This is a genomic window from Paraburkholderia sp. SOS3 (assembly GCF_001922345.1).
Classification (GTDB): domain Bacteria; phylum Pseudomonadota; class Gammaproteobacteria; order Burkholderiales; family Burkholderiaceae; genus Paraburkholderia.
Genome location: NZ_CP018811.1, coordinates 2,998,453 through 3,023,126 on the forward strand (window position 1 = coordinate 2,998,453; position 24,674 = coordinate 3,023,126).

Below are 24,674 nucleotides of genomic sequence, written 5' to 3' on the forward strand. Positions count from 1 at the left end.
GGCGTCGCTTGAAAAAACCGCGCGAATGTCGGCCAGCAAAGGCCTGCAGCTAACCGGCCATCTGTGTGGAACCGACCCTGGCAAGACGTCGGACCAGCGCATCGCGCCCGCTCCACGCGGGCAACGCGCTGGGCGTTTACCGGCTGAGAACCGGTGGCGGCTACATGGACCGGCCCGGCCGCGGATCAGCGTCCGCGCGTGCGACCGCGCGGCGCGCGGTTTCCATTCGTGTTCGGGTTCGGACTGCCGCCGCCATTGCCGCCGCGATTCGCATTGGCGTTGCCGCGACGGTTCAGGTTGCCGGCCATGGCGCGGTTGCCGCCGCCACCCGCCCGCGCCCCGCCGCCCTGCGCCCCAGGCGCGCGATTGCCGCCGCCCGTCGGAGCACGGTTGCCGTCGACATCGTGTCCGCCGCGACCACCACGCTTGTTATCGCTACGACCATCAGTGCGATTGCCGTTGCGATTGCCGAAGTTACCGCCCAATCCGCCGTTCAATGCGTTGAACGCGCCGCCGCCCGACTGGCCTCGCCGACCGCCGCCAGCACCGCCGCCGCGCTGCTGATCGAAACGTCCGTGCGACATCAGCACGGGCTCGCGATGAATGAAGCCCATCGAGGTTTGCATCGGATCGGGCTGACGCCGCTCCTGCTCGGCGTGGCGGCTGCCCTTACCGCCTTTCTCTTCGCTCGGCGCCTTAAGACCCACGGCTGCCATCAGGCTGCGCACCTGATTGTCTTCCAGCTCTTCCCAGCGGCCGCGCTTCAGACCGCGCGGCAGCGAAATCGGACCGTGCCGCGTGCGGATCAGACGGCTCACCATCAGACCGACCGCTTCAAACATCCGCCGCACTTCGCGGTTACGCCCTTCCGCGAGCGCAACGTGATACCAGTGATTCGTGCCCTCGCCGCCGCCATCGCGAATACGCAGGAAATTGGCGGGACCGTCGTCGAGTTCGACGCCAGCGAGCAGTTTCTGGCGCATACCCTCGGCGAGTTCGCCGACGACCCGCACCGCATATTCGCGCTCGACGCTATAGCGCGGGTGCATGAAGCGGTTCGCCAGATCGCCCGAGGTCGTGAGCATCAGCAGGCCCTCGGTATTGAAGTCGAGGCGGCCGACCGCGAGCCATTTCGCGCTCTTCATCGGCGGCAGCTTGTCGAATACCGACGGGCGGCCTTCCGGGTCCGCGTGACTGACGATCTCGCCGGTCGGCTTGTGATACAGCAGCACACGCGGCGGTTTGTTCTGCAGCTTGCGCTTGACCGGCTTGCCGTTGATGCGAACGAGGTCGGTCGGCATGATGCGCTGGCCGATATGCGCCGGTTCGCCGTTGACGGACACGCGGCCCGCGACAATCAGCTCTTCCATTTCGCGGCGCGAGCCCATGCCCGCTTCGGCCAATACCTTGTGCAGCTTCGGCGCATCGTCGTCGGGGGCGAGCACGCGCTTTGGCTGCGCGGGCCGGCCGCGCCGCAGCATCGGTGCGCGCACCCCGCCACCGGCACCACCGTTCGGCACATTCGACGAATTATCCGCATCGAATGCGGGCGACGTCACATACGAGAACAGGTCGTCGTCCGCACCTGCGTCCGGCGCGCCCTGCGGACCGTTCTGGCCGCCACGCCGGTTCTGCTGGCGCGCGCCGTCGCGCGGCGCAGCGTCGCGCGGTGCCTGATTCCGCTGCCCGTCGCGTTGTCCATCGCGTTGTCCATCGCGTTTGCCGCCGGCTCGGCGGTTGCCTTGTCCTTTTGCGGCGGCGTCCTTGCGCGGCATACGCACCTGGGCGACGACCTCGCCATCGGGCGGCGCTTCGGGCACGGCCGGCACCGGTTGCTGCGCGGTCGCGGCGTCGCCGGGTGCCTTGCCCTTTGCGCCCGCGCGACGGCGTGCGATCAGGCTACGCGGTCCGCGGCGCAGGCCGCGGCGCGGCCGCTCATCGCCTTGCGCGTCGGATCCCTCGCCTGGCGCGCTAGCCGCGCCTTGGCCACCAGCGGGCGCGCCCGCGCCGCCGGGTCGTTCCGCGGCATTCGCCGGGGCCGCCGCCGTACGCATGTCGTCGACGGGCGCAGTGCGCACCGCGCGCTCGGATTCGGGCGAATCGGTATCGTGGATGTCTGTCAAAACAACCTCAAAATGTCAGGTCGCGCGCCCGTTGCGGGCGCGGCATAGGTTTGTTACGTCAGGCGCTGCGTGACTCGGGCTCGTCGTCCGTCAGCACGCCGGCGTCCTGCGCGGCGTCCCGGCGGTCTTGCAAACCGCCGCCGTGAGCCGCTTGAGTCGATTGCGGCCCGGTTGTGTGTTTCACGTGCTCCGCGTGTTCGGCTTCGCTGCGATCTTCACCGTGAAGTTCGTTGTGAAGCACGTGGGGATCCGCGAATTCCTCATGTTCGGCTGCGCCGGAGTCTGGTTCGTCGTTCCGCGCGGCGGCGCCGATCTTCTGCGCCGCGTCGCCGTCCGCATCGGGTGACGCGTGGCCGGCTTCGTGCTGTTTCTGATCTTCCTGCGCTTCCTGCCCGTTCGTTTGCGCTCCAGTTGGCGCAGACGTCATATCGTGACCAATGCCGTCGCTCGCCGCGTCGCTGGCAGGCGTGTCGGCATCGCTGCTCGCAGCGGACGCGAGTGTCGCATCTTCGGCCGCGTCCGCGCTTTGCGGCGCTTGCGGTATCTGATCCATCACTTCGGTCATCGACGCATGTTCGCCCGCGATACGATCGCCCGCTGCATGCGCGTCGACTCCATTCGCGTCGCGTTCAGCCGGCGCAGCAGCAGCCGCACTCAAACCTGCGTCGCTATCGCCATGCTGCCGGGCTTCGACCTCGAGCGCTGCGCCTGCATTCGCGTCCAATCCGGCATCGCTGCCCTCGGCACCGCCTTGCATCGCTTCATGCGATTGCGCTTCGCCTCGCGTTACACCCGGTTCGCCCGCGTTCGCACCGGCCGGCGCGGCGTTGCCCGATGCAGAGTCCTCCGACGTCTGCGCCGCGTCGCCCTCCGTGAACTCGATCGAATGCTGCGCGAGCAGATCGACGTTCGCTTGCGCCGACGGATCGTCGAGCGGCGGCAGTTCGTCGAGCGCTTTCAACCCGAGGTCGTCGAGAAACTGGCGCGTGGTCGCGTACAGCGCCGGACGTCCCGGCACGTCGCGATGACCGATCACCTCGATCCAGCCGCGATCTTCGAGCTGCTTGACGACCTGCGTATTCACCGTGACGCCGCGAATTTCTTCGATATCGCCGCGCGTGACCGGCTGCCGGTAAGCGATGATCGCCAACGTCTCGAGCACCGCTCGCGAATACTTCGGCGGCTTTTCCGGATGCAGACGATCGAGATACGTGCGCATTGCCGGTTTGCTCTGAAAACGCCAGCCCGTTGCGAGCACGACCAGTTCGACGCCGCGCCCCGACCAGTCCTGCTTCAGGTCTTCCAGCAGCGTGCGAATCGTGTCTGCCGACACGTTGTCGGCAAAAAGCTTACGCAACTCACCGAGCTTTAATGGCTCCTGCGCGCAGATCAATGCAGTCTCGAGGACGATCTTCGCCTCTTGGGTATTCATGCAGCTAGGTCAGACCCTGTGGTCAAAAGAACCGGATCAAACAGACGACAAGCAGACGATATGGAACAGAAGACGCGCTCGCCCGATTTTGATCGGTCATATTGATGGGAGCACGCACCGGGGGGAGGCAAAACAGGCATTCAGGCCATTCCCAGCCGGACGACGGAGCAGCGATATTCCGGAAAGGAATCGCGTGACTGGCTGCCATATTACGCAAAAAGATTCGGTGCGTAAAGCGACGGGGGCACGACCGCAAAACACCGGCGGACGGCGCGCTCGCCCGCTCGGGGCAAGACGCGCGCCCTTACCCCGGGCACCGTGCGTCGAGAAACCGTCGCAGGCGCGCGACGCCCTCATCGAGCCGCGCCGTATCAGACGCATAACACCAGCGCACGAAGCCCTCCCCTTCCGGCCCGAACGCGCTGCCCGGCGCGAGGCCAAGACGCGCATCGCGCACGAGCGCCTTGCACAATTCAAGACTGCCGGAAGTGCCTCGCACGGCCCCCGGCAGCGTGAAGAACAGATACATCGCACCCGCCGGCGCCTTCACGTCGACACCTGGCAGCGTCGACAGCGCCTGCACCAGATGGTCGCGCGACGTCTTCATTTCACTGACCAGCCGCTGCGCAAACGCCTCACCCTGCTGAACGGCCACGAGCCCGGCCTGCTGGACGAAGGCGGGCGCACACGACGTGTTGTATTCGACGAGCTTGCCGAGGTCGTCCATTAGCAAGGCGGGCGCGACGATCCAGCCGAGCCGCCAGCCCGTCATGAGCCACGCCTTCGAGAACGAGTTGACGCAGATCACGCGTTCGTCGCGCGCCGCAAGATCGAGGAACGACGGCGCGACGCGGCGCGCGTCGCCGGTCGCGCCGGCATGGCCCGCGTCCGCCCCGCCTGCCCCGTGCGCCTCGTCCACGTAGTAAAGGCGCTCGTAGACTTCATCGGCGATGATCCAGATGCCGTGGCGGCGGCAATGGTCGAGCACCGCGCGCTGCTCGTCGCGCGTCATCACCCAGCCGGTCGGGTTATTTGGCGAATTCACCATGAGCAGCTTCGTGCCGGGCGTCAACGCGGCGAGCAGCCGCTCGAGGTCGAGCGCCCAGCCGCGCGGACCGTAGTCGAGCGCCACCGTTTCGACATGCGCGCCGAGAATTTTCGGTATTTCGACGAGATTCGGCCACAACGGCGTGACCTCGACGACGCGATCGCCCGCGCCGACGACAAGCTGCGCCGCCAGCATCAGGGCGTTGACGCCGGCGCTCGTCACCGCGACGTTGTCGATCCCGGTTGCCCCATGCAATCCGCTCACGTAGCCGGCAAGCGCCGCGCGCAGCGGCGCGATGCCGAGATTGTGCGTGTAGAACGTCGCGCCGGCGGCAAGCGCCTCGCTAGCTGCATCGCGAATAAACGCCGGCGTCACGCGGTCGGATTCGCCGAACCAGAAAGGCAAAACGTCGGCGAGCCCGAGACCCGCATTCGCGACCTCGCGAATCTGCGATGGCCGCAGCGCGCGCACCGCAGCGCGCGCATTGGGGAAAGAGGCGGGGGATGCGTGCGCGCCCATGTCCGCTTTTGTTTCCGCTTTTGCGTCCGATTCGCTCATCGAAGTATCCGGGGAACTGAAAAGCCGACAGTTTATCTTCACGTCCATTTCTGTCGGGCAATCCATTCCGGCATGGTGAACCCGGTGCCCCCCACGGCGGCCTGACGATCACCTCACGCGCATTGCCAGGCACGCGGCAACGGCAGATCCGTCGACCGGGCTGCCCGGGTGGCCGCCATGGCAACCGGCGTCGAACGCCCGACGCTGCGCGTTCAACGCAAGTCCTCGCTGCGCGGCGGGACCTGCGTGATCAATCCCCACACTGCCTCGGCGGCCGGCGACAGCGACCGGTCGCGGCGCCGCACGAGCTCGACGGTGCGCTCCGCGCGTGGCACGAGCGGCAGCGCGACGAGCTTCGCGTCGGCCGGCAGCGGCAGCGCGAGCCATGGCAGCACGCTGATGCCGATACCGGCCTCGACGAGCCCATAAACCGTGGCCGGATGGCCGAGCTCCTGAACGACCGACGCGTGCACGCCCTGCTGGGTCATCGCCGCGTCGATGATCGGCCGACTGCCCGACGCGTAATCGAGCATCACGAGACGCTCTCCGTCGAGCGCCTTCCATTCGACCTGCTCAAGCTGCGCGAGCCGATGATCGGCGCGCGACACGACGCAGAACGAGTCGATCATCAGGGTCTCCGTCGATAGGTCGTCGGCCGCGATCGGCCCAACGACGACGCCGAAATCGACCTCGCCCGACTTCACCTTGCGCACGACATCGGTTTGCACGTCGTCGCGCAAACCGAGCGCGATATACGGAAACTGCCGGCTGCACGCGGCGATGACCTGCGGCATGAGCCGGCACGCGATCGTCGGGCTCGCCGCCACCACCACGCGCCCGCGCCGCTGCTCGCCGATCTCGCGAATCTCGCGCAGTGCGTCGTCGAGGTCGGTCAGAAGGCGCGACACGCTTGCGACCAGATTGCTGCCGGCGTCCGTCAACTGCACTTCGCGGGTCGTCCGGTCGATCAGCTTGAGGCCTAGCTCCGCCTCGAGTTCGCGCACGCAGCGGCTGACCGCGGATTGCGTCAGACCGATTTCGTCGCCGGCGCGGCTAAAGCTCTGCCGTCGCGCGACCTCGATGAAGACGCGCAGTTGCCGCAGCGTCACATTCATTTAGCGACCTCATCAATATCCTCGTTTGATGCGAATTGTATGCGGGAATCCTCATCGACCCGGCGCTGGCGCGCGATGTTGCCGCCCTCATTTCGCTGCGGCGCAGCAATAATGCGCAAACGCACGGGCGGTGAGCCTTGCTGCACAAGATTGGTGATTGTCCCGATTTGCGTGTCGGGTTTTTTGGATTCTCATACGGGCCTGGCTACTGCCCGTCTTGGCTTGATGCGACGGGACTTTCGGGCGGTTCGGCTACCGATTGGCACACTTCATGCGTTGAATTCGCGCAAGGGTCGGCGCCGAATGAGGTTCATAAACACCCGCCGCGGCAAGCCCGACCCCGCCTGGCATCCGGCTCGCGAGAATCCCGTACTCGACTCATACGGCTTCACGCTCAACCGGGTGCATCGAGAGTGCGCGGCGCGGGGCAGCGCACCGGAGTTAGCTTCGCTGAGGTGAAACATGATGCTGTTCGACGATTTGAAAGACAACGAGTGGTCTCTGGTCGAGGCGTTGTTCTGTGCGGAGCCGGCGCGGAGCGAACGTCGCGGTCGGCCACGCGTGGAAGCGCGGGCCGTGGTCAACGCGGTGCTGTGGGTTCTGTCGACGGGCGAAGGCTGGTCCAAGCTGCCCGGGCGCTATCCGTCACCGCCGACCTGCCGTCGCCGTTTCGACGAGTGGCAGGCCGACGGCACTCTCGCCGAAATAGTCAAGCGGCTCGCGACGAGCGGCCGTCAGATTTCGTTGCGCGGACGCATCGGCGCAACCGCGGCCAAGCCGCCTGCACCGCCGAGCCGCGACCGCCTGCGCGGCGCGTTCTGGACGAATCCGGAATCGTGGCGCGCCCCGGTCAAAATGGCCTGAGCGCCAACCGACGCCCCAAACGCTGCCCGTCTATCCCCTCCGGGCATATTGCTTCGCTGCCATCGGGCGCCCTCGGGCGCCCGACGCGTTTCAAGCGGACCGTCCAAACGCCGCGACGGTCAGACAGCATATACGGCACCATGTCCGCGCCGATCCCGTGCCTGCCTCGCGCCTTTACCCCGCGCCCTTCTGTCGCGCCCTTATCTCGCGCCCGCAGCCGACGGTCTGCCTGCCGCGGATGAAACAACCATTTACCATTATTTACAGCGCGCTTTCTTCGTCAGGCATACCGTTGCGGTATGCAAACCAGTCGGAACCGACCGTCCTGACGGGAGCCTTCCATGCGACCAATGTCCCTGCTTTTATGCGGCATTGTCGTCTCAATCTTTGCTGCCACCGCGCTGGCCCAGCAACGGCCGCAACAAGGCTGGAGCTGGAAGCCGAACCAGCCGGCCACGCTCGAAGCTTGGCAACAGGCGCAAACACGCAATCACGATTTCACGCCGCCAACACCGCGTGGCGATCTGCGCGGAGATATTGCCAGCAACGTGCGCGCGCCGCGTCCGGTGCAGCCACGCGACGACGATGCATCGCGCCGCCACCCGCCGCCGCGCACGCGGCCGTAACGGTCATGGGCGGCTGCGCCGGCTTTGCCAGGCTTGTGCCAGGCTTGTGCCCGGCTTCCGGCGTTTGGCGTGTACAACGATGAATTCGGGAACCAGGCGCTGGGCGGCTAGTCTCATCTTTTGCCATAAGCACAGCGTGGCAGAAGTATCCGGTATGCCCGTATCCGCGCGATACGGGCTTTTTTTGCGCGCGGCGAACGCGACGTATCTGCAGCCGGCAAGGATCGGCACACCTTCCCTCCCGCCGCCCGATGCAGCACCGCCGACGCATGTCGCCGCTCGCGCGCCATGCGCTTACGAACGACCCTTGCCGTTCGCGCAACCCCAACATCAAAAGTATCAGCTGAAAAAAACGCCTGAAACGGTCACCCCGGGCCGGAGTAATCCGGCCGGTCGGCTTCGTCTAGAGGGCCGCCGCCCGCGGCTCGGTCGCCACGTAGCTGGAGGTGCGCCGCGCGTCCCAGTCGAGCGCTCGCTCATCGCGCGCAAGCCGCGCGAATTCGGCACGACCTCGCTCGGTCAGCACCGCAATATCGACCGGCGCATGAAAGCCCGGCGCCGGCGCCACAGTACGCTGGCGCACCGTATCCATCATGCCCAGCGAGCGTAGATATTCGAACACGCCCGGGCGCTTCGCCCATGGCACCTGGCGATATTGCACACGCCGCAATGCTTCGAGTACCGCTTCATTGGAATAAGTGGTCATCTCACTTCTTTCTTAAAGTGCAGCCATCGTATATGTCGCGCGACAGTGGCCTGCCAGACGGCTTACCGCGACGCCCACGAAGCCTGCCGTGCCGCGCGCCCTGCGGCCGTGACACCGGCCGCGATTTATTTCATTCCGGCCCCCGTTGACCGGCATGATAACGTTCGCTGCGCGATGAAAGAATGCGGCGATGCAGCGTTTGTTTCGCTGCGATACCGAACGCGCAAATCTCGAGAACAGATGTTCCAGAACGATACGTTACCCCAATCAAATTGATTCTATTCATTTTATTGGTGCTTTTTTTCGCAGCTTTTCTGCTGATACGGCGCGCGCGCCTCGCTGTCGCCTTGACGGCACTCGCCGTGTTCTGGCTCATCGCCGCGGGGTGGCTCACCGCGCCGCTGCTGGCCAGTGCGCAAACCGTCGTCGCCAGCGGCAAAGATCTACCGCCCTCTGCATTTGCTGCCCGCACCGCGATCGTCGTGCTCGGCGGCGGCACCGAATATGCGAAGAACGGTACGCTGATTCCGAAGCGCGATGCGACTGTCCGCATCGCCGTCAGCGCCGACCTCTACGCGCGCTGCAAGCGTACGGCTACCGTATGCGACGTGATCGTAAGCGGCGGCAATCCGCAACATCACGATGCAGCCGAAGCCGACACCTATCTGCCGTGGTTACTGCGCGAGCATGTTCCGCGCGAGGACATCATTCTCGAGAACCGCAGCCTCACCACGTATCAGAATGCGCGCAACGTCGCTGCTATTTTGCCGCACGGATATTACGAATCTTTGATCCTCGTGACGTCTGCGTACCAGATGCCCCGCGCGTTGCTCGATTTCCGCCGCTTCGGCATGACGCCGCTGCCCGTGGTGTCGGACACACGGCACGCGCGGCGCGGCGTGTTGCCGCGTTACGAAAACCTGATCGGCGCCGAGATTGCGCTGCATGAGTTGATCGGGCTCGCACAGTTCTATGTTTATCGCGCGACCGGCTGGTTTTGATGCACGTCGAATGCTCATGTCGAGTTATCGTGCGCTGAGCAATTGCCTCGCTCTCCGATAGCGTCGCGCATCTGCACGACGCACGGCGCGCTAAAGACAACGCATTATTTAGCGATCCGATACATCAGCGAATCGCAGCTTCCGTGAAACGCCCTCATGTTGCCAAAGCGTCGTCAATCGCAGAATGGTGCTTGTTTCGCAGCGTTGCGAGGGGACGCGATGCACGCGCGAATCGCTCATTTTTACCTCCACCGGCGCGCCCACACCCGGCGCGGCACGAAACATGCGGGCCGGCAGGCCGTATGGGCGGGGCGTTTGCCGCCATGCGGCGTGTACGTTACCAAATGTAACGGTCTGTGAAATCTGTTACTTCGCCACCGCTGGACCGGACATTGCTGGATAGAATGCATTGTCTTTCCCCTTGGACAGGCCATACTTGGGTCAATAACCACTCTCCGGAGGTAGCGATGAAGAAAGTGTCCCTCGCAGTCCTGGTTTCCCTTTCGGCATTGACGGGCGCCGCGTACGCCCAGCAGGACGGTAGCGGCATCACGATGAGCACCGATCCGCAAAAAGCCGCTGAAATCGAGCAACATGCACAGGACGTGCAGGCCCGTCAGCAGCAGATGGAAAGCATGCCGGCGCAGCACCATCAGAAGGGAAAGACGCATCACAAGAAGCCGAAAATGGATTCTCAATAAGCGGTATGCGCATCGCGGCATAAAGCGCGCCCGCCGCCATGGCCGCTTCGCCGCTGTCTTACGCGGCCGTTGGGCGCCATAGATCGCGCGTCCGCAATCACGCGTTATGCGTAATGAAGAAAAAGGCCAAAGCCGTGGACCGCGGCTTTGGCCTTTCTCGTTTTGACCGTCAGATTGCGTGACGCGTTGTGGTGTATTGCCACGCTCATTTGCCCATGCCTTGCAGCGTAGCGGCAATGCAGCCGTATGCTAAAGTCGCGCACCGAATCCGATACAACGGATAGACGATTCAACCACGCGCACCGAGGTGCGGAGGAAAGCATGAGCAACATCCAGCTGGACATCGAATGGACTGAAGCCGCATCGCGCAAGATCGAAAAACTGATGCCGCGCGGCAGTCAGGACGCGTATCTTGCCTTGCCGCCAGTCGAATGCCTGCCGATGGAAGGCGACGTGCTGTTCCTCGGCCCGCAAGGCAAGCAGCAACCGTTCATCGTGGCCGAGCGTCAGTATCACCACGAGGGCGACGCGGACTGGACGATCATTCTGATTCTCGACGTGCCGCAGGCGGCGCACTGATCGCCACGCAGCGAATGCGATGCGAGTGCGATCGCCGCATCCGTCACCTGATTTTCTTGAGCACGCGGATTTCCGCATGCTCGACCCAGTCGGCAATCGCCTTCCGGTACGCCGCGATATGCGCGGACTGCGCGTGCGCGGCGAGCGCTTCCTCGCTTTCCCAACGCTCATAGAAAACAAAGCGACGCGGCTCGCGCAGATCGCGATGCAGGTCGTATTGCAATGCCCCCGCCTCGGCACGCGACGGCGCAACGATGCGTTCGAGCGCCTCGCGCAACTGCTCTTCAAAGCCCGCTTTCGCAACCGAGATTGCCACCACTGCGATTTCACTCATTGCCGACCTCCGTGTTTCGTGCAAAATCGAAGAGCATACCCGCGAAGCCGAAATCTCGCCGGCCACGCTCGACCTGCGAACGCGAACTTCGTCCGGATGGACGTCGATTGTTCCCGGGGTCTGTGATAACCCGAACATTCGCGTAGCTTTCGAACTGCTAGACTGCTTCGGGCAAGCTTGCGGGAAGCCTCACCTGGCCGTACACGTGGCTGCACATGGGGCCACACAAGGCTGGTGCGCCCGCACGCCGACCGGCGCGATGCAACTGCCGCCGCCGAAGCTCGAGTCCCGTGCCGAAAGATTTCCGGCATCCAGATTTCACCACGCGCCGCACGCTGCATAGGACATTCTGACGCCATGCCAAACGTCGACGATACGACGCTCACTGGCCTGTTGCAGCACATGGTGCTGGAAGAGACCGGCTGGGCCGCGCCATGGCGCACGATCACCTTGCGCAGCGTGTTCCAGCCCGTCGTATCGATCACCCACCAGCGCGTGGTCGGGTATGAAGCACTGCTGCGCGCGTTCGATCCCATCGGTCATCCGATCTCACCCGCCGTGCTTTTCTCCGGCACCCGCTCCACATCGGACGCGCGTGCGCTCGACCGGCTCGCACGATGTCTGCATGTCGCGAACTTCATGGAACAGCATATCGACAATGGCTGGCTCTTTCTGAACACGCGCCCGCAAGTGTTCGAAACGGGCTGGCCGCAACGTCCGTTCATCGACGAACTGTCGCAGCATTTCGGACTGCCGCAGGAACGCATCGTGATCGAAGTGCTCGAGCAACCGGCCGACGACGAGTCCGCCGTCGCCAGCATGCTGGCTGCTTCGCAACCGCGCGACTTCCTGATCGCTATCGACGATTTCGGCACGGGCTTTTCGAACTTCGATCGCGTGTGGCGCTTCCGCCCCGACATCGTGAAGCTCGATCGCTCGCTCGTCGCGCGTGCCGGGCGGCGCGAAAGCGACAACGCGCTCATCAATCATCTGATCACGATGCTGCATCAATCGGGCACGATGGTGCTCGCCGAAGGCGTCGAAACCGAAGACGAACTGATGACGCTGATGCAGGCCGACGTCGATTTCGTGCAGGGCTTCTGGTTCGGCCAACCGAAGCCGCTGATCGAGGCCGCCAACGCGCGCATACCCGAACTGGTCGATCAGATGTGGCAACGGTTTAACGAATACGAGCGCACGCACACGCGTTATCAGCGCCCGGAATTCGAAGGCTTCACCGAAGCCGTGCTGAACGGCGCACAGATCTTTGCGGCGACCGGCGACCTGTGCCTCGCCGCACAGCCGGTGTTCAGGATTGCCGATGCGCGCCGCGTGTTCGTGCTCAACGAGCACGGCGAGCAGACGCAGCCCTCGATCGCCGCGGCCGATGCGCCACCGCCCTCGCCGCGACTTGCACCGCTCTTTCCCGACACGCGCAACAACTGGTCGCGGCGCGCGTATTTCAAACATGCGCTGGCCGCGCCCGGACGCGTTGCGATGATGGGGCCGCACTGTTCGCTTACCGATGGCGAAGACTGCTATACCGCTGCTGTAGCCGTACCGCGCGACGGCGAACTCCATGTGTTCTGCGTCGATTTTCTGCCGCACTGACGCACGACGCCGGTTCTCTCATTCGAGTGTTGGCCGCTCGCTGCGCCGCTTCGCGTCGATCATTCGTCGCTGATTCTGCGCCGTCCCGATTTGACATCGCCACGGCGCGATTTGCTCTCGAGCCGGCGCTGTTGCGACGCGCGTGTCGGACGCGTGGCGACACGCGCCTTACGGTTCACGCTGACGCTTGCAATCAATTCGTCGAGCCGCGCGAGCGCCGCGGCGCGGTTCATTTCCTGCGTGCGGTACTCCTGCGCCTTGATGACGACCACGCCGTCGCGCGTAATCCGGTTATCGGACAGCGCGAGCAGGCGCATCTTCAGCACCTCGGGCAAAGACGAAGCGCGCACGTCGAAGCGCAGATGAATCGCGCTCGACACCTTGTTGACGTTCTGGCCGCCCGCACCTTGCGCGCGCACCGCCGTCAACTCGATCTCACCGGGCGGAATGTCGTAACGATAGGTCATGATCGGCCACAGCATAGCAAACACATCCGGTGCGCTGAAACCTGGCCGAACGGACGAGGTCAGAACGCAGACGAAATCAGTTAGACTCGCCTGCAGTTTTTGCCACGCTTCATCCCAACATTCACTACGCAAGCGGCCCGGTCAATTCGATGCGCTATTCGGTCGAGATCAAGAAATTTCTATACAGCCAGTATTTTTACGGCGGCCTGCGCATCGCGGTCGGTGTGTCTTTGCCGGCGGTGTTGTGTTTGACGGTATTTCACGATCGCGAGCTCGGCTTCACGATCGCGACCGGCGCGCTCGGCGCATGTGCGGTCGATATGCCCGGCCCGCTCAAGTACAAGCACAACGAAATGCTCGCGTGCAGCGTCATCGGCTTTCTGTCGGCGCTCGCAACGGGCCTCGCCACCGTCAACGCGCTCGCGCTGTGGTGCACCGTCGTGCCGCTCACGTTCGTGCTGTCGCTGATCGTCGTGTACGGCAACCGCTGGCCGCAGATCAGCTTCGCCACGCTGTTCATGATGACGATGACGCTCGAAGAGCACTTCACGCCGCTGCAGGCGCTCATCAATGCATCGTGGATCCTGCTCGGCGGCCTCTGGTACACCTACTGGTCGACGCTCGTGAGCCGCTGGATGGTGCACCGGATCGAGCAGCAGGCGCTGGCCGAAAGCGTGTTCGCATGCGCGGACTATCTGCTCGCGCGCGCCGACTTCTACGATCTCGACAACGACGTCGACGAGTGCTACCGCAATCTCGTCGCCAAGCAGATCGCGGCGGTCGAGCGCCAGGATGCCGCGCGCGACATCGTGCTGCGCAACCTGGCGAAATTAAAAAGCGGCCATCTCGAACCGGCGCGCGTCACGCTCTTCAACCTGTTCATCAATACGGTCGATCTGCATGAACTCTTTGTCGGTGCGCATACCGACTACCCGCTTGTGCGCACGACCTTCGGTGGCTCGGACGTGCTCGTTTTCTACCGCGATCTGATTCGCAAGGCGGCGGCCGATCTCGAGGATATCGGCCTCGCCGTACTGCAGGACCGCCCGCCGCGCGGGCGCATCAATATGAAAGCGGAACTGCGTGCGATCGAATTCGAGCTCGATCAATTGCGCAAGCACGGCCTGCCGGCCAAAAACCCGGAAGCCTATGCGGCGGTGTCCGCCTCGTTCAGACGCCTGTGGAGCGCGACGCGGCTCATCGACAGGATGCGTCGCAGTCTTGCGAACGAAACGTCGACGACCGAAACCGAACTCAGAATCGACCAGGCGCTCGCCCGATTCGTCTCAAGCCGGCGCGTGCCCTTTCGGCAGATCTTCTCGAACCTGACGATGGCATCGCCGAGCTTTCGCCACGCGCTGCGCGTGACGATCGCCGTCGCGATCGGCTTCTGGCTCGGGCGGCTACTGCCGCTCACCAACGCATACTGGATCGTGATGACGGTCATCATCATCCTCAAGCCCGGCTATTCGCTGACCAAGCAGCGCAACGGGCAGCGTATCGTCGGAACGGCGATCGGCTGCGCGGCGAGTATCGCGCTGATGATGTTCGTGAAGGAGCCGCATATCTTGCTCGTCGCGATGTTCGCATCGATGGTGATGAGCTACAGCCTGCTGCTTTTCAACTATGCGGCGAGTGTCGTGTTTACGTCTTCTTACGTGCTGCTGATGTTCCATCTGCTCGCACCGGGCAGCATGCGAATCATCGGCGAGCGGGCGATCGACACCGTCGTCGGCTGCGCGATCGCCATCGCTGCGAGCCATCTGTTCCCATACTGGGAATACCGGCTGATGGGCAAGCTCGTCAACAGCATGATCGCGGCGACGCGCCAGTATCTCGAGGCGAGTTGGTGGTGGAGCGGCAAGCCCGCGCTCGCAGTCGCGCCGGCCGCGGTAACCGAAGCCGGTGCGCGCGCGCCGGGCGCCGCTGTCGCGCGTCAGGACGCTCGCGTCGAGGTCGCCGTCGGCGGCGCGGCGCGGTCGGCCAGCGGCAGCGACCCGCACACCGCATTGGACACGAGCCGTGTCGAACCGCAGAACCGGATCGACCGGAAGGACGAGCTGACCGCGACACTCGCGGCCGCGACCGCCAATGCCATTCCCGCGGACGACGCGCCACCGCCCGTTCCCGCGTCAGCGCCGGGTTCACCCCCGGCGTCCGCTTCGAACGCGCGCGGCGCAGCGCCTGCATCGGGCGCCTCCGCCGCGGCCAGCGCGCTCGATCGCGACTATCGCTACCGTCTTGCGCGCAAGAACGTGCACGTCGCCTTCGCCAACCTCGGCCAGGCATTCCAGCGCATGATGCTCGAGCCGAAGTCCGCGCAGAAGTTCGTGCCCGAGTTAAACAACCTACTCGTACGCAGCCATGTGCTGGCGTCGGAAATCTCGGCCGCGGCGCCGCTGTTGCGCACCATCATCCAGGTCGACCGGAAGTCTCAGCAGCCGCTGCAGCGGGCGTTGAGCGTCGTGCGGGAAAATCTCGAACAGGCGGAAGCAGGCAACGCGCCGCCCACCAATCAGACCGACGTCGTCAGGCAGTTGACGCGCGAACTCGACTCGATGGTGATCGAAGCGGAAAAGGCGCCCGACAGTGCGGGCAAGGCCGAAGCGGTCAGTGAACTGAAACTGCTCGCGCACCAGTGCAAGCAGATGCTCGCGGCATCGTTTCTGATCCGCAAGGATGCGAGCGTGATCCGCCTGCCGGAGAATTGATTCGAAACCTGCTTACGCGCAGCTCGATCGGGAGTCATGCTGCGTCACTGCGCCGCACTGCCCGAAGCTGCCGTTGTGGCGGAAGCGCCCGCTTCGGCCGTACTCGAGGCAGCACTCGATGTCGCATCGGGTGGGTTCTCGCGCTCGAACTCACGCTTCTCGGTGATCGCGTTGTACAGCACGGTCGCGATCACCAGTCCCACCACGACTACGATCAGCACGGCAACACGGGTGGTCGGGTTTTTCTTGCGCGGTTCGTTCATCTCATGCCCTGCGTGCGGTTGATCGACAAAGCGGGCATTCTACGCCGCCGCGCCTTGCGGGTGCCTTGCAGTACGGGCGCGAATTCAGCCGATCACATGCAGCCAACCGCACGCAGCCAGCCGCATGAAGCCAACCGCATGCGCCAGGCGCCGACATCGGCACCGCGCTTCAGGCAGCCCTTGAACGCGGCATCAACCATTGGACGCCGTAACCTGCGGCCTCACCGGCAACGCCGTCGAATACTTGATCTGCTCCATCGCAAAACTCGAACTCACGTCATAGAGCGGCACCGATCGGATCAGTTGCTTGTACACGCGGTCGTAGTCGTCGATATCGGAGACGACCACACGCAGCAGATAGTCGGTTTCGCCGCTCATGCGGTACACCTCGACCACTTCAGGAATATCCCTCACCGAACGCGTGAACGTCTGCGCCCATTCCTCGGTGTGCTGATTCGTGCGCACCGCGACGAATACCGTCGTCCCGACACCGAGCTTGCGCGGATCGCACAGCGCGACCTGCGCGCGAATCACGCCCGCTTCCTTGAGCCGCTGCACGCGCTTCCAGCACGGCGTCTGCGACAGGTTTACGCGCTGCGCCAGTTCGGCGATCGGCATGGTCGCGTCCTCCTGCAGCAACTCGAGCAGTTTTCTATCAATGATATCCATGGGTTGGGGCTGGTTTTAATTTTGGCTTACAGATAGAAAAATCTTCTACCCGGTGACGATCTGAGGAAATTATATGAAAACTCTTTCTCCGCGCAAACCGGTATAAATGTGGCTGTCCGATCACATCAAAACCAGCAGTCACCGGAGTCTCCGATGAGCCACTCGAACCAGCCGCTCAACGTCGATCGTCATGGCAAGCAGGCCGCGCGTCACAGCGCCGCGGCGACCCGATTGGCGCTGCCCGGCGACACCGCCGCGCGCCCCGCGAACGCCATCGAAAGGCTGCGCGCGGCGCTCGATGCCGCACTCGATCTGTGTCGCGACACAGCCGACCTCGCGCGCGATGCCCGCTTCGCACGCGCGGTGCGCACCGCGCTCGTCGAAGCCGCCGCCGATCCGCATCTGCTAACGCCCGCGCAACGCGAAGGCGCGGCGGAAAAGTATCAACGCCATCTGCTTGCCGCAGACCCGCTCGGCCGCTACGCGATTGCCTCTCTGGTGTGGATGCCGGGTCAGACGAGCCCCGTGCATGCGCACCACACGTGGTGCGGCTACGTCGTGCTCGATGGCACGCTCAGCGAAGCACTCTATGACTGGAACGAAGAAGAAGATTACGCCATACCGGTTCGCACGCAGGCGCGCGACCGCGGCGCCGTCTCGTACGCGCGCGCGGGACGCAGCGCTATCCATCGGCTCGGCAACGCGAGCGGCGCGCCCGCGATCTCCGTGCATGTATATGGCGTGCCCGAAGCCGAGTTCGCGACTCGGGTGAATGACGTGGTCCGCTCTGTGGCGCACACGCCAGAAAGCATGCAGCCTGCCATGCGTGCCTGAGCTTTTTTAACTCTTCCCTGATTCGCCCGCCGTCGGAATCTGCGGCGGCACCGATGCGGTCTGTCCCGTCGAGGGCGGCGCCGGACGCGGCTCGTGCGATACGTCGCGCGCCGGCGCAGCGGCCAACGCCGCACTGGCCTGGCCCGCGCCCGTTGCAGCGAATGCCGGCATCATGTCGGCAACGCTTGCCGCATTCGCTCGCGACGCGCGCGGCGCCGGCCCGCCATCGGTCTCGTGCGCCGCACGCAGCGCTTCATGATCGGCCTCGTCGACGGCAGCGTCGCGCCGCGACGTCGCAGCGTTATCGAAGAACGGCTCGCCCTGCTGATCCTGGGCACCGGTGAAAATACGCATCTGCGGAACCGGAATCTCGATACCCGCCTGATCCATCATGCGCTTGAGCCGCAGGTTGAACGCGCGCGCGACGCTCCATTGCTGCAGCGGCCGCGTCTTGATCTGTCCTTTGACGACCATCCAGTTCGGATCGAACCGGTCGAGCCCCCACACTTCGACCGGCCCGAGCATCTCGCGCCGATAGCGGAAGTCGGCCATCAGGTCGGCACCGACCGCGCGGATCAACTGCGTCACCTCATCGACGTCGGCCGAAAACGGCACGCGCACTTCGAACACCGCATACGCAAAGTCGCGCGAGAGATTTTTCACGATCTTGATCTGCGAAAACGGAATCGCGTGAATCGCGCCCTGCCCGTCACGCAGCCGCACGGTGCGGATCGACAGGTACTCGACCGTGCCCGCATGCCCGCCGTCGACGTCGATCCAGTCGCCGACCGAAATCGTGTCCTCGAGGATGATGAAAAGCCCCGTAATCAGATCCGCGACCAGCGACTGCGCGCCGAAGCCGATCGCGAGACCGATCACACCTGCACCGGCAAGCAGCGGCGTCACGTTGATGCCGAGATTGGCCGCGGTGACGATGCCGGCAACCGTCAGGATCAGCACGAACAGCACGTTGCGCAACAGCGGCAGCATCGTGCGCGCGCGCATGCTCGGGTTGTGCGACTTGTTGCGCGGATTGGCCGGATTGAGCGCTTCGAGAATCGCGGTGTCGACGAGAATCCACACGAGCCACGACAGGAACAGCGTGGCGACGATCGCCGTCATTGCATGGGCGATGCCGCGCGCGGTCACGCTTTCCTCGATGACGCGCGCGAGCGAGATATCCCACAGCCGCGCCGCGAGTTCGAAGTACGCAAGCCATATGACCAGCATCAGCAGCGTGCCCGCGAAACGCGTGAGCCGCGTCACATACGGCGAACGCCGGCGCCGGCGCGCGCTTTGCGGCCGCGTGATACGGATGACGATGGCCGACAGGAAAAACGCGAGCACGAGCAGCAGCGCCGTGATCACCGATATCTGCAACACGTTCTCGCCGCTGCCCATACCGCCGATCGTCGCGACCACCGACGCGATCGCAAGCACGAGCATCGGCAGATGCCATAGCGAACCGAGCACGTCGAATGCATCGGTCGCGACCTTGTGGCCATGCCGTTGCTCGTATGAGCGGTTGCAGATCAGGTGCGCGACGGGCCGGCGAAACGCGAGCGCGAAGTACGCGGTCAACGCGGCCGCCGTCATGTTCGACACGGTTGAGATCAATGCGGCGAGATTGGTGCCAAGCTGATGCGCAACCTCGTAGTTCGTGGCCGCATCGCCGAGCGCGCTGCAGATACCGATCGCAAACAGCATCCGGCGTGCATGTTCGATCAGCAACTGCACGGCCGCGCGCCGATGTCCCGAGCCGAACAGCGAAAACATGATCAGGCAGATCGCCGAAAACACGGCGCCCGCGACGATCGCATAGGCGATCACCATCGCCAGCGTGCGGCCCAGCGCATCGGGCATCGAGCGCGCGAACATCAACGCGGCGACGAACGCCACGATCCACGGACCGACACGGCGCAATGCGAAGATCAGCAGTTCGCGCGTCGTCGGATTCGGGTTGAGCCTGACGACGATGCCATAGCGCGCATGCAGCTTGCGCTGCACGTAGATCAGCGCGGCCGCGCATGCGCCCCAACCCGCGAGCATCGCGAACATGTCGAGCAGAATGCGGCCGAATTTTTCGCGGCCCTGGCTCGACACGATGGTGTAGAGCTCGTTGCCCGCCGCATTCAGACGTCCGGACCAGTAGCTGATCGGCGTACGCCCGCGATTGACGTCCGCCTCGACCGAGGCGATACCCGAAGCGATGGCGCCGAGCAGACCCGGGCCAGGCTGCGCAGGCGCGACCGGCCCGACCGTTTGCGTCGCCTCGCGCAGTTTCTTCAGTTGTGCGACGAGTGCGGTGCGCTGACGATCGTTGTCGAGCGTCGTGATGACGCTGTCGAGCGAATGATTGAGCTCGGCCTGGCTCGCGGGCGACGGCGCGGATGCGGCTGTGGCAGCCGACGCCGCGGACGCGGGCGCCGCGGTTGCGCTATTGATGAGGCTTTGCAGCGCGGGCAGCACAGGACCGCCTGCTGCATGCGCGGCACGCGGCATCAGCAGCAGACAGGCAAGCGCACAGCAGAACGAAAAGATCGCAAACGCGGAAACGGCGCGAGACAATGCAGAGTGCGCCGAACGGCCGCCGGCATTCGGCGCAGCTCGACATTCGCGTCGCGGCGGACATGACTTCATGACGGTCGGATGAGCTAAACGGCAGACGGCCAAGTTTAGCCGCAGTTGCACCCGGCAAGCCGCAAACGGGCACAAGGATGCGTAACGGAATGTTAGAACGCTTGCACGGATCCGCGATACGCGTTCTGCACTGCAGCATCTGCAGACAAATCGAAAAGTGAAAATGAAAAGTGAAAAGCGCCGCCAGTACGGGCCGCTAACAATGCGGCATCACCGTTCCAACGCTTTGGCACTGCACGTAGCGTTGGCACCAAAGAGGTTCTGGCGCTTCGGCATTTCACGCAACGCTATTTATCCATCTGCTTTTGCGCAGCGCTCGTATCGCCCGACGATGCCGCAGCGGAATTGCTGCCCGCGTTCTCGTTCGACCATTGCTGCAGTTTGCGCCCCGCGGTTTCGAGCCCCACGCCCGCGGTGCTCGCTGCTTTGGCGAGTGCCGCATTGGTTGCGCTTGCCGCATCATGCAGATTGGCTTGCGCAGTCGACGCAAGCTGGCTCGGGTCGATTTTGATGGTTGCAGCCGGATTCGATGCGTCGGACGCCGCCGTGGCGACGTTCCCCTGCAGCGCCGCACGCGCCGCGTCGGTTTGCTGGCCGACATAGCTCGCCGCCTGATCGAGTTTCTGCCCCGCCTGCTGCGCGACGCTGTTCAGCGTGCTGTTGCCCGTCTGGCCAGCCGACGCGTCGTTTTTCTGGCATGCGGCAAGACCTGCGAGCAGCATGGCGGCGAATACGGTACAGCGAGCGAGCGGATATCGGGAGAACGGGATCATTGAGGAATGTGAGCCGCGACGAGCGGCTTCTGCATGCGAAAACGCTTCAATGATACGCCGTTGCGATCGACGTCCTCCTCCGCGAGCACGTGAAACCCCGCGCGTTCGAAGCTGCGCTTCGCGCTCGCGCTCGCATGGGCGGTCAGCACGGGCGTGCCCGCCGCGCGTGCCACCGCCTCGAAACGCGCGAGCAGCGTCCATGCGATGCCCTGCCCCGCGAACGCGGGCGCCGTGTAAAGCATCGATACATGGTCGGCCGGATGCAATTGCCCGAACGCCGCGATCGTATCGCTCGATACCGCGACGAGCGTCAGGCCCTGCGCAAGACGTGCGCCGAACACGTCGAGATCATCGGCCGATGCCGCCCACGCGGCGCGGCCCGCTTCATCGTAATGCGACGCCGCAAGCTGCATCACCGCGTCGCGAAACAGGTCGGCAAGCACGGGCGTGTCACCGGCTCGTAAAGTGCGCCATTCAATATGATTGATTGCCATTGCTTCACCATTCGCGTTTCTGTCGCGCCCGAGTCGAGTTCGATGGAGTAGACTCGTCAGCGACCAACGTGTTCCATCCTCAACGGAGGCATTCGATGGCGGCAAAAAACATCCTCTTTCTGACCGGCGACTTCGCCGAAGATTATGAAACGATGGTGCCCTTTCAGGCGCTTCGGGCAGTCGGCCATCGCGTCGATGCGGTGTGCCCCGGCAAACGCGCGGGCGAACGCGTGAAGACTGCGATTCACGACTTCGAAGGCGATCAGACTTACAGCGAGAAGCCGGGCCATCAGTTCACGTTGAATGCGACGTTCGACGAAATCGAACTCGCGAACTATGACGCACTGGCAATCGCCGGCGGGCGTGCACCCGAATACTTGCGGCTCAATTCGAAGGTGCTCGACGTCGTGCGCCATTTCGCGTCGAATGGCAAGCCGATCGCGGCGATCTGTCATGCGGCACAGCTGCTGGCCGCCGCCGACGTGATACGCGGCAAGCGCATTTCCGCGTATCCGGCCTGTGCGCCCGAGGTCGCGCTGGCCGGCGGCGAATATGCCGATATCGCGATCGATGCCGCGCATACCGATGGTCAGTTCGTTACCGCGCCCGCATGGCCCGCACATCCGGAATGGCTGCGCCAGTTTCTCGTCGTGCTCGGCACACGCATCGAACTCTGAGCGTTGTGCGCAACGCGCCGCATAAGCATGCGGTGCGAGTGCGGAATCAAGTGCGGAATCAAGCGCGGAACCAAGCGCGGAACCAAGCGCGGCATCAAGCACAAGCCAATGTGCGGCAATTTCGCGCAACCGCGCGCGATTGAGAGTAATCCGATGGTCTGAAGGCAAAGGCATCTCTAGAGTCGGCGGCTGACTTTTGAGGGCCTCGTGATGGACCTGACCAACTGGATCATCATTCTCGCCATCGCATGGACTGCGGTGGCGTTTGTTTGCCTGCGGCCCCGCGCGGACTGGTCGATCGAAAATCTCGCGCGGCGCCGTGCCGGCACGCGCCTCATTGCGCAAGCGGTGCTGGCGGCGTGGAGCGCGGCGCTGATCGTCGTCCACGGTCTTGCGCTAGCGTGCGCGCATCGCGCCGGCGATGCAGCGCCGCTTGCATGGCTGATCTTTGCCGCGGCACTGTGCGCGTGCGGCTCCTACTGGCTGATCCGCGGTCTGAAGCTTCTCAGGACACGCCGCCTCTTCACCTCGTGCTGAGCGGCCAGATCGCAAAGCCGAGGTCTTGCGTCGCACCCGCCTCCTCGGTGGTTACCTCGTCTTCCTGCGGCAAACGCGAAGCGGAATCGGGCAGCGACAGATAAAACGTCGTGCCCACCCCCTCCATCGATTCGGCCCATACGCGCCCGCCGTGCCGCTCGACGACGCGGCGCACCATCGCAAGGCCAATGCCTTCGCCGCTGGCGATATCGCCGTGCAAGCGCTGAAACGCATTGAAAAGACGCGGCAGCGCGACCTCCGGAATACCGAGCCCGTTGTCCTTGACATAGAAAATGCGTAACGACTGGACGCCCGGCGGCGCCGGCGCGGTGCCGATCTCGACGATGCCGTCGCGCTCCGGATGCAGATAGTTGACCGCATTGCCGATCAGATTCGCGAACACCTGTTCGAGCGCGGTCGCATCGCCCCAGACGCGCGGCAGCGTATGCACGACGATGCGTGCGCGCCGCGCGCGAATCGATACCTGCATCGCGTCGATGACCCGCTGCACGATGTCGCGCACATCGACCTGCTGCCGCCGGTACTCGACGCGCCCCACGCGCGACAGCCGGAGCAGCGCATCGATGATGTGCGACGCGCGCAGCACCGCGGTCTGCAGAAAATGCAGCGCTTCGCTGATATCGCCATCGATGAGCTGCTCGATATGCTCGCGCTGCGCGTCCGGCAACGACGACTGACGCACCGTCTTGCGCAGGTCGTCGCAAGCGTGCAGCAATTCCTTCGAAAAGCCTTGCAGATTCACGAGCGGTGCTCGGAGATCGTGCGACACGCTATAAATGAACGTCTCGTTTTCCTGGGTCTGCTGGCGCAGCGTTTCATTCGTGCGCGCAAGCTCGCCCGCGCGCCGCGCGAGATCGAACTGGAAGCGCGCCTGCAGCCGTTCGGATTCGAGCAGACGCCGGCTCGTTTCATGGAGCGTGCGATCGAGGCGCGCAATCTCGTCGCTGCCGGTATCGAGCGGCGCAAGCGGCTCGTTGCTCGCGAGCCGGATCGCGTTATCGGACAGCAGATCGAGCCGGCCGCCTACGCCGCGAGCAAACAGCCAGCAAGCGGTCGCCACGAACGCGAGCGAGCCGAGCACGGCCGCGACGATCAGCACCTGCTGCCGGGCGCGCGCCGCGGCGGCCACGCTCGTGCGCAACGCATCGAGCCGCCGTTCTTCGGTTTGAAAGGCGGTGACCTGCAGGCGGAAACTGTCGACGGCATCGGCGTTCGCCAGATCGCGAAAGCGCTCTATCACATCGCGCCGCCTACCGGCGCGCATCAGGTCCTGCACACGGCTCGACCATTGACGGTATGCCTGCACCGACTGGCGCATCTGCACCGCGCGCTCCACCTGCGCCGGGTCGTTCGAAACGGTTTCGGCGAGCCGGTCGATGCGCCGGTCGATCTCGACCCACAGCGCGTCCGGCGTGCCGGCCTCGCGCGCGCCGGCGACCACCGCGCCGCGCAAGCGCAGCGAATCGAGCAGCACCGGTTCGAGAATCGCGGTGGTCTGGTGCAACACGTCCTCGCTGTGCAGACTCCAGCGCTCCGCTTCGCGTGTGTCCGCCTGCGCCTTGACGATGCCGGACAGCAACGCCAGCTCGATGACGGCCGGAATCGCGATCAGCAACAGCCCTTTGGTGGTCAGTCTCATTGAAGCGCAGGCAAGATTCGAAGGCGTCGCCGGGCGGCGCGCATGGGACGGACATTATGTCGTTGTTTGAGTGGCCTGACAAAAATCGCGCGATAGGGTCGTCAAATATGCGTAGTAATAAGACTGGAAGCTTGCGCCCTCGAATAGCGCATTCGTCCGCCCGATTTTTGGGCACGAGCACATGTATGGTGCCTCTCGCCCGGCCCATTCGGCGCATGCGTTACAGCGCTTTGACCGCACGAGCGCTCGCC

The 24,674-nt window shown here is 64.3% G+C and carries 24 protein-coding genes; 10 read left to right on the plus strand and 14 right to left on the minus strand.

Annotated elements, in window-relative coordinates; all coding sequences use genetic code 11:
* Window positions 1–185: 185 nt before the first annotated feature.
* The 4 genes from rluB to BTO02_RS13385 form a co-directional block, all read right to left on the minus strand.
* The gene (gene rluB / locus BTO02_RS13370; RefSeq protein WP_075157439.1) at window positions 186–2,123 is read right to left on the minus strand and encodes a 23S rRNA pseudouridine(2605) synthase RluB; all 1,938 of its coding nucleotides are present in this window, start codon (window positions 2,121–2,123) and stop codon (window positions 186–188) included.
* 58 nt (window positions 2,124–2,181) lie between these two features.
* Window positions 2,182–3,555: an SMC-Scp complex subunit ScpB gene (gene scpB, locus BTO02_RS13375; RefSeq protein ID WP_075157440.1), complete on the minus strand. Its 1,374-nt coding sequence runs from the start codon at window positions 3,553–3,555 to the stop codon at window positions 2,182–2,184.
* A 304-nt stretch (window positions 3,556–3,859) separates the two neighbouring features.
* Entirely contained in the window at window positions 3,860–5,122 is a 1,263-nt protein-coding gene (locus BTO02_RS13380; protein ID WP_075158850.1) for a pyridoxal phosphate-dependent aminotransferase, read from the minus strand.
* Between the two features lie 251 nt (window positions 5,123–5,373).
* A complete protein-coding gene (locus BTO02_RS13385) occupies window positions 5,374–6,276 on the minus strand; it encodes a LysR family transcriptional regulator (RefSeq protein ID WP_075157441.1) in 903 nt (300 codons plus the stop codon).
* A gap of 462 nt (window positions 6,277–6,738) precedes the next feature.
* Here BTO02_RS13385 and BTO02_RS13390 point away from each other — a divergent pair, with 462 nt between their 5' ends.
* On the plus strand, window positions 6,739–7,140 hold the full coding sequence (locus BTO02_RS13390) for an IS5/IS1182 family transposase (protein WP_075157442.1): 402 nt from the start codon (window positions 6,739–6,741) through the stop codon (window positions 7,138–7,140).
* 341 nt (window positions 7,141–7,481) lie between these two features.
* On the plus strand, window positions 7,482–7,766 hold the full coding sequence (locus BTO02_RS13395; RefSeq protein ID WP_075157443.1) for a hypothetical protein: 285 nt from the start codon (window positions 7,482–7,484) through the stop codon (window positions 7,764–7,766).
* A gap of 403 nt (window positions 7,767–8,169) precedes the next feature.
* Here BTO02_RS13395 and BTO02_RS13400 read toward each other — a convergent pair whose 3' ends face one another.
* Both BTO02_RS13400 and BTO02_RS35100 read right to left on the minus strand, forming a co-directional pair.
* Entirely contained in the window at window positions 8,170–8,472 is a 303-nt protein-coding gene (locus BTO02_RS13400) for a hypothetical protein (protein ID WP_075157444.1), read from the minus strand.
* A gap of 130 nt (window positions 8,473–8,602) precedes the next feature.
* Entirely contained in the window at window positions 8,603–8,848 is a 246-nt protein-coding gene (locus BTO02_RS35100; RefSeq protein WP_232243554.1) for a hypothetical protein, read from the minus strand.
* Between BTO02_RS35100 and BTO02_RS13405 the strand changes: the two genes are divergently transcribed.
* From BTO02_RS13405 to BTO02_RS13415, 3 genes are all read left to right on the plus strand, one after another.
* A complete protein-coding gene (locus BTO02_RS13405; protein WP_232243362.1) occupies window positions 8,745–9,473 on the plus strand; it encodes a YdcF family protein in 729 nt (242 codons plus the stop codon). The genes BTO02_RS35100 and BTO02_RS13405 overlap by 104 nt on opposite strands.
* 467 nt (window positions 9,474–9,940) lie before the next feature.
* Window positions 9,941–10,174, plus strand: coding sequence for a hypothetical protein (locus BTO02_RS13410; RefSeq protein WP_075157445.1), 234 nt, complete (start codon window positions 9,941–9,943; stop codon window positions 10,172–10,174).
* Window positions 10,175–10,495: 321 nt separating this feature from the next.
* A complete protein-coding gene (locus tag BTO02_RS13415; RefSeq protein WP_075157446.1) occupies window positions 10,496–10,753 on the plus strand; it encodes a DNA-binding protein in 258 nt (85 codons plus the stop codon).
* Between the two features lie 43 nt (window positions 10,754–10,796).
* On the opposite strand, the gene BTO02_RS13420 is transcribed toward BTO02_RS13415, so the two are convergent.
* Entirely contained in the window at window positions 10,797–11,087 is a 291-nt protein-coding gene (locus BTO02_RS13420; RefSeq protein WP_075157447.1) for a putative quinol monooxygenase, read from the minus strand.
* 357 nt (window positions 11,088–11,444) lie between these two features.
* On the opposite strand from BTO02_RS13420, the gene BTO02_RS13425 reads away from it, so the two are divergent.
* Window positions 11,445–12,698: an EAL domain-containing protein gene (locus BTO02_RS13425; RefSeq protein WP_075157448.1), complete on the plus strand. Its 1,254-nt coding sequence runs from the start codon at window positions 11,445–11,447 to the stop codon at window positions 12,696–12,698.
* Window positions 12,699–12,757: 59 nt separating this feature from the next.
* On the opposite strand, the gene arfB is transcribed toward BTO02_RS13425, so the two are convergent.
* Window positions 12,758–13,165, minus strand: a complete 408-nt coding sequence (gene arfB, locus BTO02_RS13430; protein ID WP_075158852.1) for an alternative ribosome rescue aminoacyl-tRNA hydrolase ArfB — start codon at window positions 13,163–13,165, stop codon at window positions 12,758–12,760.
* Between the two features lie 149 nt (window positions 13,166–13,314).
* Between arfB and BTO02_RS13435 the strand changes: the two genes are divergently transcribed.
* Window positions 13,315–15,876 (plus strand): FUSC family protein, encoded by a 2,562-nt coding sequence (locus BTO02_RS13435; RefSeq protein ID WP_075157449.1) that lies wholly within the window; start codon window positions 13,315–13,317, stop codon window positions 15,874–15,876.
* A gap of 44 nt (window positions 15,877–15,920) precedes the next feature.
* On the opposite strand, the gene BTO02_RS13440 is transcribed toward BTO02_RS13435, so the two are convergent.
* Together BTO02_RS13440 and BTO02_RS13445 are read right to left on the minus strand one after the other, a co-directional pair.
* Window positions 15,921–16,139 carry a hypothetical protein gene (locus BTO02_RS13440; RefSeq protein ID WP_075157450.1) on the minus strand — a complete coding sequence of 73 codons (219 nt, stop codon included), beginning with the start codon at window positions 16,137–16,139 and terminating at the stop codon, window positions 15,921–15,923.
* A gap of 192 nt (window positions 16,140–16,331) precedes the next feature.
* The gene (locus tag BTO02_RS13445) at window positions 16,332–16,808 is read right to left on the minus strand and encodes an Lrp/AsnC family transcriptional regulator (RefSeq protein ID WP_075157451.1); all 477 of its coding nucleotides are present in this window, start codon (window positions 16,806–16,808) and stop codon (window positions 16,332–16,334) included.
* Window positions 16,809–16,961: 153 nt separating this feature from the next.
* On the opposite strand from BTO02_RS13445, the gene BTO02_RS13450 reads away from it, so the two are divergent.
* Window positions 16,962–17,642, plus strand: coding sequence for a cysteine dioxygenase family protein (locus tag BTO02_RS13450; RefSeq protein ID WP_083615111.1), 681 nt, complete (start codon window positions 16,962–16,964; stop codon window positions 17,640–17,642).
* A 6-nt stretch (window positions 17,643–17,648) separates the two neighbouring features.
* Here the strand turns inward: BTO02_RS13450 and BTO02_RS13455 are convergent, their stop codons facing one another.
* From BTO02_RS13455 to BTO02_RS13465, 3 genes are all read right to left on the minus strand, one after another.
* Window positions 17,649–20,282, minus strand: coding sequence for a mechanosensitive ion channel family protein (locus tag BTO02_RS13455; protein ID WP_075157452.1), 2,634 nt, complete (start codon window positions 20,280–20,282; stop codon window positions 17,649–17,651).
* A 287-nt stretch (window positions 20,283–20,569) separates the two neighbouring features.
* Complete coding sequence (locus BTO02_RS13460; protein WP_442953408.1) at window positions 20,570–21,055, minus strand: hypothetical protein; 486 nt, start codon at window positions 21,053–21,055, stop codon at window positions 20,570–20,572.
* Window positions 21,052–21,549 carry a GNAT family N-acetyltransferase gene (locus BTO02_RS13465; RefSeq protein ID WP_075157454.1) on the minus strand — a complete coding sequence of 166 codons (498 nt, stop codon included), beginning with the start codon at window positions 21,547–21,549 and terminating at the stop codon, window positions 21,052–21,054. The genes BTO02_RS13460 and BTO02_RS13465 overlap by 4 nt, the downstream gene beginning before the upstream one ends.
* A gap of 95 nt (window positions 21,550–21,644) precedes the next feature.
* On the opposite strand from BTO02_RS13465, the gene BTO02_RS13470 reads away from it, so the two are divergent.
* Together BTO02_RS13470 and BTO02_RS13475 are read left to right on the plus strand one after the other, a co-directional pair.
* Window positions 21,645–22,226 carry a DJ-1/PfpI family protein gene (locus tag BTO02_RS13470; RefSeq protein WP_075157455.1) on the plus strand — a complete coding sequence of 194 codons (582 nt, stop codon included), beginning with the start codon at window positions 21,645–21,647 and terminating at the stop codon, window positions 22,224–22,226.
* A gap of 210 nt (window positions 22,227–22,436) precedes the next feature.
* A complete protein-coding gene (locus BTO02_RS13475) occupies window positions 22,437–22,763 on the plus strand; it encodes a hypothetical protein (protein WP_075157456.1) in 327 nt (108 codons plus the stop codon).
* Here BTO02_RS13475 and BTO02_RS13480 read toward each other — a convergent pair.
* Complete coding sequence (locus BTO02_RS13480; RefSeq protein WP_075157457.1) at window positions 22,750–24,423, minus strand: sensor histidine kinase; 1,674 nt, start codon at window positions 24,421–24,423, stop codon at window positions 22,750–22,752. The genes BTO02_RS13475 and BTO02_RS13480 overlap by 14 nt on opposite strands.
* Window positions 24,424–24,674 lie beyond the last annotated feature (251 nt).